The sequence below is a fragment of the Pantoea conspicua genome, assembly GCF_002095315.1.
Taxonomy (GTDB): domain Bacteria; phylum Pseudomonadota; class Gammaproteobacteria; order Enterobacterales; family Enterobacteriaceae; genus Pantoea; species Pantoea conspicua.
Window position 1 is genome coordinate 38,755 of sequence record NZ_MLFN01000032.1, and the last position, 7,024, is coordinate 45,778.

A 7,024-nucleotide genomic window follows, 5' to 3' on the forward strand; every position below is an offset into this window, starting at 1 on the left:
AGGCGCGATGCGTCGGGCGATGTCGACAAACAACAGCGGTGCTTTATGCAAGTTTTATCATGCGTCACGGCGATGCAGCTCTGGAAGCAGCAAGTGATTCGGTCAGGCCTTTAACCTTATGCGGCTGTGATGAATCACGCCAGATGGCTAACTGGCTTAACAGTCAGACGCCAGACATAGAATGTGTGCTGGTCAGTCCCTATCTGCGTGCGCAACAAACGCTCGCAACGGTACGTGAAGCATTCCCTCTGCCGGAAGGCCAGGAAGTGTTACCTGAATTAACGCCGGGCGGTGATCCGGGGCTGGTGGGGTGCTATCTGCAAACCCTGGCAAACGAAGGCGTGAAATCAGCGCTGGTGATTTCACATTTACCCCTGGTCGGGTATTTAGTGTCAGAACTCTGCCCGCAGGAAGCGCCGCCGATGTTCGCCACGTCGGCCATCGCCTGCGTGGAGTTTGATCCGGCTCAGAGTGAAGGCAAACTGCTGTGGCAGGTCAGTCCGCGCAAACTGGCAAAAGCGATTTAACGTCTGTGGGCCGAAACGTCGGCCCTTCCTCTCAGGGCAATTCAGGCGGTTGCCACTCCTCAATCTCAATCAGCACCAGTAGTGCGGCGTCTCCGCCAAACATTTTGGGTGCCTGATGAAAAGCCATCACCCACGGATGCTGCGCCAGCCACAGTGGCGTTTGCTGCTTCAGAATATGTTTCCCGTGGCCGGTCATCACGCTGGCACAAAACAGATGCTCACGTCGACAGGCCGCGATCAGCGCACCCAGTTCCTGCTTGGCCTGCTGCTGGGTTAAGCCGTGCAGGTCGAGGAATATCTCTGGCGTATAGTCGCCGCGCCGCAGTTTCTTCAGTTCAAAATGGCTGACATCCGCGCGCACATAACGCGTTGCGCCTTCGGTTGAGAGCAACGGCTGAAACTCATCCGAAAAATAATGACTGTTATCCGCCTGCTCCGAGAGCAGACGCTTTACCGGCACTTCACGGGTTTTCACCCGAGGTTTGTGCACAAAGGTATCCTGTTTTAACTGGCGCGTTCCGGTCATTAGCTGACGAAACAGCGCTTTATCATCCTGGCTCAAGGGCGTTTTTTTACTCATGGCGGGCCGGTCATATCAGAAAAGGCTGTCAGACAGCAGATGGCGATACCTTACCGTTAAGCGTCATTAAATGTCAGCTTTTTCACCTTGCTGCGCTGAATTCTCCCCGGCTTCATGGCACACTATCGGCCGATTTAGCAAATGGCCTGCGGAGGGCTACGTGGACAAAATTTTCGTCGATGAGGCAGTGAATGAACTGCACACCATTCAGGACATGCTGCGCTGGGCGGTCAGCCGCTTTTCCGCTGCCGGAATCTGGTACGGGCACGGCACAGATAATCCCTGGGACGAAGCCGTTCAACTGGTCCTGCCATCCCTCTGGCTGCCGCTGGATATTCCGGAAGAGATGCGCAATGCGCGCCTGACCGCCAGCGAGCGTCATCTGATCGTCGAGCGGGTCATTCGCCGCGTCAATGAGCGCATTCCGGTCGCCTATCTGACCCACAAAGCCTGGTTCTGCGGCCACGAATTTTATGTCGATGAGCGGGTACTGGTGCCACGTTCACCGATTGGCGAACTGATCGAGAACCGTTTCGCCGGTCTGATCAGCGAGAAACCACACCACATTCTGGATATGTGTACCGGCAGCGGCTGTATCGCCATCGCCTGCGCCTATGCCTTCCCGGAGGCGGAAGTTGACGCGGTCGATATCTCCACCGATGCGCTGGCCGTGGCTGAGCAAAATATTGAAGAGCATGGGCTGATGCAGCAGGTGACGCCAATTCGCGCCGATCTGTTCCGTGAGCTGCCGCCGCTGAAATATGATCTGATCGTTACCAATCCGCCTTATGTCGATGCGGAAGATATGGACGATCTGCCAGGCGAATATCACCACGAGCCGGAACTGGGGCTGGCGGCCGGCAGCGATGGCCTGAAGCTGGTGCGCCGCATTCTGGCCTGCGCGCCGCAGTATCTCAGTGAGCAGGGCGTGCTGATCTGCGAAGTTGGTAACAGCATGGTACACATGATGGAACAGTATCCCGATGTGCCGTTTACCTGGCTGGAGTTCGACAACGGCGGCGACGGCGTATTTATGCTGACGCGTCAGCAGATTGTCGACGCACAACATCATTTCTCTTTTTACAAAGACTAAACGTGGGGCGAAGCCTCGCCCGCCAAACCGTAACAAGGAACCACAATGGCCGGAAACAGCATCGGACAATTTTTTCGAGTAACCACCTTTGGCGAGTCTCACGGTCTTGCGCTGGGCTGCATCGTTGATGGCGTGCCGCCGGGCATTCCGCTGACGGAAGCGGATATTCAGCACGATCTCGATCGTCGTCGTCCGGGCACCTCGCGCTATACCACGCAGCGCCGCGAGCCGGATCAGGTGAAAATTTTGTCCGGTGTGTTTGACGGTGTCACCACCGGAACCTCCATTGGCCTGCTGATTGAGAATACCGATCAGCGTTCCCAGGATTACGGCGCGATTAAAGATCTGTTCCGTCCAGGCCATGCCGATTACACCTATGAGCAAAAATATGGTCAGCGTGACTACCGGGGTGGTGGCCGTTCATCGGCGCGTGAAACCGCGATGCGCGTGGCAGCCGGTGCGATTGCCAAAAAGTACCTGCAGATGAAGCATGGCGTGGTGGTGCGCGGCTATCTGGCGCAGATCGGGGATATCGCCTGCGAGCTGAAAGACTGGAGCATCGTGGAAGAGAACCCGTTCTTCTGCCCGGATGCTGACAAGCTGGACGCGCTGGACGAACTGATGCGCGGACTGAAAAAAGAGGGCGACTCGATTGGCGCTAAAGTCACGGTGATGGCAGATAACGTGCCGCCAGGCCTGGGCGAGCCGGTGTTTGACCGGCTGGATGCGGATCTGGCCCATGCGCTGATGAGCATCAATGCGGTGAAAGGGGTCGAAATTGGCGACGGCTTTGCGGTGGTCAATCAGCGCGGCAGCCAGCATCGTGATGAAATTCGCCGCACCGGTTTCCAGAGTAACCACGCGGGCGGCATTCTCGGCGGTATCAGCAGCGGCCAGACCATCAGCGCCAATATTGCGATGAAACCGACCTCCAGCATCACGGTACCGGGCAAAACCATCACCCGCGACGGCGAAGAGGTGGAGATGATCACCAAAGGGCGTCACGATCCCTGTGTCGGGATCCGCGCCGTGCCGATCGCCGAAGCGATGATGGCGATCGTCCTGATGGATCACCTGTTGCGTCAGCGCGCGCAGAACGGTGACGTTAACAGCACCGTACCGCGCTGGTGATTCGATGAAAAGGCTTCTGCTCACGCTCAGCGCACTGCTGTTCAGCGCTTCCAGCCTGGCGGCGACGCCGTGGCAACAAATCCAGCAGCCGATCAGCGGCGCGCCGCAGTCGATCGGCGGCTTTGCCAACGGCTGTCTTGTAGGGGCTCAGGCGCTGCCACTGAACTCGCCACACTATCAGGTGATGCGTCAGGATCAGCGGCGCTACTTTGGCCATCCCGACCTGATCCAGTTCATTCAGCGGCTCAGCACCCAGGTGCATAACCTGCAGCTGGGCAATCTGCTGATTGGCGACATGGGCATGGCCGCGGGCGGACGCTTCAGCAGCGGTCACGCCAGTCACCAGACCGGCCTTGATGTGGATATCTGGCTGCAGCTGCCGAAAACCCGCTGGAGCGCGCAGCAGCTATTGAAGCCGCAGCCGCTCGATCTGGTCGGACCCGGCGATAAAAACGTTATTGCCCGTCACTGGCAGCCGGAGATCGATAGCCTGATTAAGCTGGCGGCGAAAGACGATGAAGTCACGCGTATCTTCGTCAATCCGGCGATTAAAAAACAGCTCTGTGCCGATGCCGGTGCGGATCGCGACTGGCTGCGTAAAGTGCGTCCGTGGTTTGCCCACCGCGCCCATATGCATGTGCGTTTACGCTGTCCGACTGGCAGTATCGGCTGTGAAGATCAGCCCGCGCCACCACAAGGTGATGGCTGTGGCGCAGAGTTACAGAGCTGGTTTCTGCCGAAAAAACCCGGCACCGGTACGCCAGTGAAACGTGAGCCACCGCCGTTACCGCCTGCCTGTCAGGCCCTGCTGGATAAACATTTACTGTAAGGGATCACATGGATTGGTTCGTGATCAGCCCGTTGCTGGTTGGGCTGCTGTTCTTTATCGCGATGCTGGCCGGTTTTATTGACTCCATCGCGGGTGGTGGTGGCTTGCTGACCGTGCCGTCGCTGCTGGCAGCCGGGCTGTCACCGGCGCAGGCGCTGGCGACCAACAAGCTGCAGTCGGTAGGCGGTTCGTTTTCCGCCAGCCTCTACTTTATCCGGCGCGGTGCGGTGAAGCTGAATGAGCAGTGGCTGAATATCGGCATGACGTTTCTCGGTTCGGTGCTGGGCGCGGTGCTGATTCAGCGTCTGCAGGCTGACTTTCTGCGCCAGATGTTGCCGCTGTTTCTGATTGCGATCGGTTTGTGGTTTCTGCTGATGCCGCGTATTGGCGAAGAGGATCGCGCCCGTCGACTCCACGGCATCGCCTACGCGCTGGTGGGCGGCGGCTGTATCGGCTTCTACGATGGTTTTTTCGGACCGGGCGCCGGCTCTTTTTATGCGCTGGCGTTTGTCACCCTGTGCGGCTACAACCTCGCTAAAGCGACCGCGCACGCCAAGATTCTTAACTTCACCTCCAACTTCGGTAGCCTGCTGTTCTTTATGTTCGGCGGCAAAGTGGTGTGGGGAACCGGGCTGATCATGATGCTGGGCGCGTTTTGCGGGGCGCGGCTGGGCGCACGCCTGGTGCTGACCCGCGGGCAGCGGTTGATTCGTCCGATGGTGGTGATCGTCTCCGCCGTCATGAGCATTAAATTGCTGTGGGATAGCCACGGCAGCGCCGTTCTGGCGTGGTTAGCCACGCTGCACCTTTAACACAGACATGATAACAATGAGCACAACACACGATTACACTCAGCTGATTACGCTGTTTGATCGCTGCTTTAGCGATGAATTTCAGACCCGTCTAATTAAAGGCGACGACGAACCGATTTATCTTCCAGCGGATGCAGAGTCGCCGTGGAACCGGGTGGTATTTGCCCACGGTTTTTATGCCAGCGCGCTGCATGAAATTTCTCACTGGTGTATCGCCGGTGAAGCACGCCGCAAACAGGTCGATTTTGGCTACTGGTACTGCCCGGATGGCCGCGATGCGCTGACCCAGAGCCAGTTTGAAACGGTGGAAGTGAAGCCACAGGCGCTTGAATGGATGTTTTGTGTCGCCGCAGGCTTTCCCTTCAACGTCAGTTGTGACAATCTCAACGGAGATTGTGAGCCGGATCGCATTGCGTTCCAGCGTAAAGTGCATGCTCAGGTCATGAGCTATCTGACGTCGGGTATTCCCGCTCGTCCCGCGCGTTTTATTGCCGCCCTGGCGGAATTTTATGGCAGGCCTTCATTAAGCGCATCACAGTTTCCCTGGCCGGACGATCTGTGATGCAGCAAGGCATTATCAAAAGAGGAATTGAGATGATCGCAGAATTTGAAGCGCGTATTCTGGCCCTGATTGACGATATGGTTGAGCATGCCAGTGACGATGAGCTGTTTGCCAGCGGTTATCTGCGTGGACACCTCACGCTGGCGGTGGCTGAAGTCGAACAACTGGGCGAGCATACGCCGGAAGCGTTACAGATTCAGGTTACCCGCAGTTTGCAAAATGCGATTGCCGCCGGTGAACTGTCGCCGCGCGATCAGGCATTAGTGGTCGGTATGTGGGACAACCTGTTTGTCCAGGCACGTCAGCTCTCCGCATAACGGTGCCGGGCGGTTCGCCGCCCGCAACGCCCTGTCAGACCGGTTTCCCCTTTAGTAATTTCCTCACCCAGTAACGATTCGGATTGAGTGCTGCCAGCGTACTGGCATCCAGAGGCTGCGGCTCGCCCGCCAGCTGAGCTGCCAGCACCTCAGCCGCCAGCGGTGCGCTGCATAAGCCGCGTGAACCGAGCGCGCCAAACAGATAGAGCCCGTTAAAGCCAGGCGCATCCGCAATCGTGCTGCCTGCCAACTGCTGTGCCGGTAAATCGGCGTAGCCTGCCAGCGTGGCGGCATAATCCGGCACGCTGCCGACCATCGGCAGATGGTCGCGGGTGGCGCAGCGCACGCCGTTACGTGCTTCGCCTGCGCTGATGTCTACCGTGTCGGTCCAGCGGTTATCGGGCAGGCACTGTTGCAGACGACTGCGGTTCTGCTGCTGATCGTCCTCCCGATAAGCGGTATCAGTATCGCCACGATGATAGCTGGCACCGATGCAGTGGGTGCCGAACTGCGGGCTGACCGGCGTCAGATAACCTTCATAGCAGAGTACGGCCTGCAGTGCAGCCAGTTCAGGCGTCGAGGGAACGTGACTCACCTGGCCCGCCACCGGATAGATCGGCAGCGGCGCGCTCTGGGTAAATTCACTGATGGCATGACCATTCGCCAGCACCACCGTCGGATGGCGCACCGCCGGGCGGTCGCTGAACGACAGCGTCCACTGTTCACCGTCTTGCGCCAGCCCGGTCACCCGATGCAGCCAGTGAATCCGCAATCCCTGGGTTTCGCCGTGCGCCAGCATTGCCGCGGTCAGTTCGGCCGGTGACAGCCAGCCGCCCTGCGGATAGAAAATCCCGCCACAGCCGAGCGTCACGCCCGCCAGCGCTTCCGCCTGTGCAGTATCAACCCCATAAGCAATATCGTCAGGTAATCCCATCGCCAGCATCTGTTCAGTTTTTTTGCGACTTTTTTTCGTCCCAGCCGAGTTGCAACACGCCGCTCCAGCGATGCTCATACGGCAGCGACAGCCGATCATAGAGGCGACGGGCAAAGCTGAACGCCGCCGGAAAGAAGGTGGCGATGGCCGGGTCGTGCTGATTAAGCAACGGATAGAGCGCGCCCTGACGGTTGCCGGATGCGCCCAGCGCCGGCGCGTCATCAGCGCAATAGAGCGTC

The 7,024-nt window shown here is 58.4% G+C and carries 8 protein-coding genes and 1 pseudogene; 7 read left to right on the forward strand and 2 right to left on the reverse strand.

Going from position 1 to position 7,024, the window contains the following annotated elements; genetic code table 11:
- The first annotated feature begins 59 nt into the window (after positions 1–59).
- Positions 60–527, forward strand: a complete 468-nt coding sequence (gene sixA, locus HA41_RS12295; protein ID WP_094121032.1) for a phosphohistidine phosphatase SixA — start codon at positions 60–62, stop codon at positions 525–527.
- Between the two features lie 31 nt (positions 528–558).
- Here sixA and smrB read toward each other — a convergent pair whose 3' ends face one another.
- The gene (gene smrB, locus HA41_RS12300; RefSeq protein ID WP_094121033.1) at positions 559–1,107 is read right to left on the reverse strand and encodes an endonuclease SmrB; all 549 of its coding nucleotides are present in this window, start codon (positions 1,105–1,107) and stop codon (positions 559–561) included.
- 160 nt (positions 1,108–1,267) lie between these two features.
- On the opposite strand from smrB, the gene prmB reads away from it, so the two are divergent.
- From prmB to HA41_RS12330, 6 genes are read left to right on the forward strand one after another with little or no spacing between them, the layout of a single operon-like run.
- Positions 1,268–2,200 (forward strand): 50S ribosomal protein L3 N(5)-glutamine methyltransferase, encoded by a 933-nt coding sequence (prmB, locus tag HA41_RS12305; RefSeq protein WP_094121034.1) that lies wholly within the window; start codon positions 1,268–1,270, stop codon positions 2,198–2,200.
- Positions 2,201–2,245: 45 nt separating this feature from the next.
- Entirely contained in the window at positions 2,246–3,331 is a 1,086-nt protein-coding gene (gene aroC, locus HA41_RS12310; RefSeq protein WP_094121035.1) for a chorismate synthase, read from the forward strand.
- A 4-nt stretch (positions 3,332–3,335) separates the two neighbouring features.
- On the forward strand, positions 3,336–4,160 hold the full coding sequence (mepA, locus tag HA41_RS12315) for a penicillin-insensitive murein endopeptidase (RefSeq protein WP_094121036.1): 825 nt from the start codon (positions 3,336–3,338) through the stop codon (positions 4,158–4,160).
- Between the two features lie 8 nt (positions 4,161–4,168).
- A complete protein-coding gene (locus tag HA41_RS12320; RefSeq protein ID WP_094121037.1) occupies positions 4,169–4,972 on the forward strand; it encodes a sulfite exporter TauE/SafE family protein in 804 nt (267 codons plus the stop codon).
- A gap of 16 nt (positions 4,973–4,988) precedes the next feature.
- Complete coding sequence (locus tag HA41_RS12325) at positions 4,989–5,534, forward strand: elongation factor P hydroxylase (RefSeq protein WP_094121038.1); 546 nt, start codon at positions 4,989–4,991, stop codon at positions 5,532–5,534.
- Positions 5,535–5,566: 32 nt separating this feature from the next.
- Positions 5,567–5,851, forward strand: coding sequence for a YfcL family protein (locus HA41_RS12330; protein ID WP_010257960.1), 285 nt, complete (start codon positions 5,567–5,569; stop codon positions 5,849–5,851).
- 34 nt (positions 5,852–5,885) lie between these two features.
- On the opposite strand, the pseudogene mnmC1 reads toward HA41_RS12330, so the two are convergent.
- Positions 5,886–7,024: pseudogene (mnmC1, locus tag HA41_RS12335) on the reverse strand (FAD-dependent 5-carboxymethylaminomethyl-2-thiouridine(34) oxidoreductase MnmC1); the annotation flags it as partial.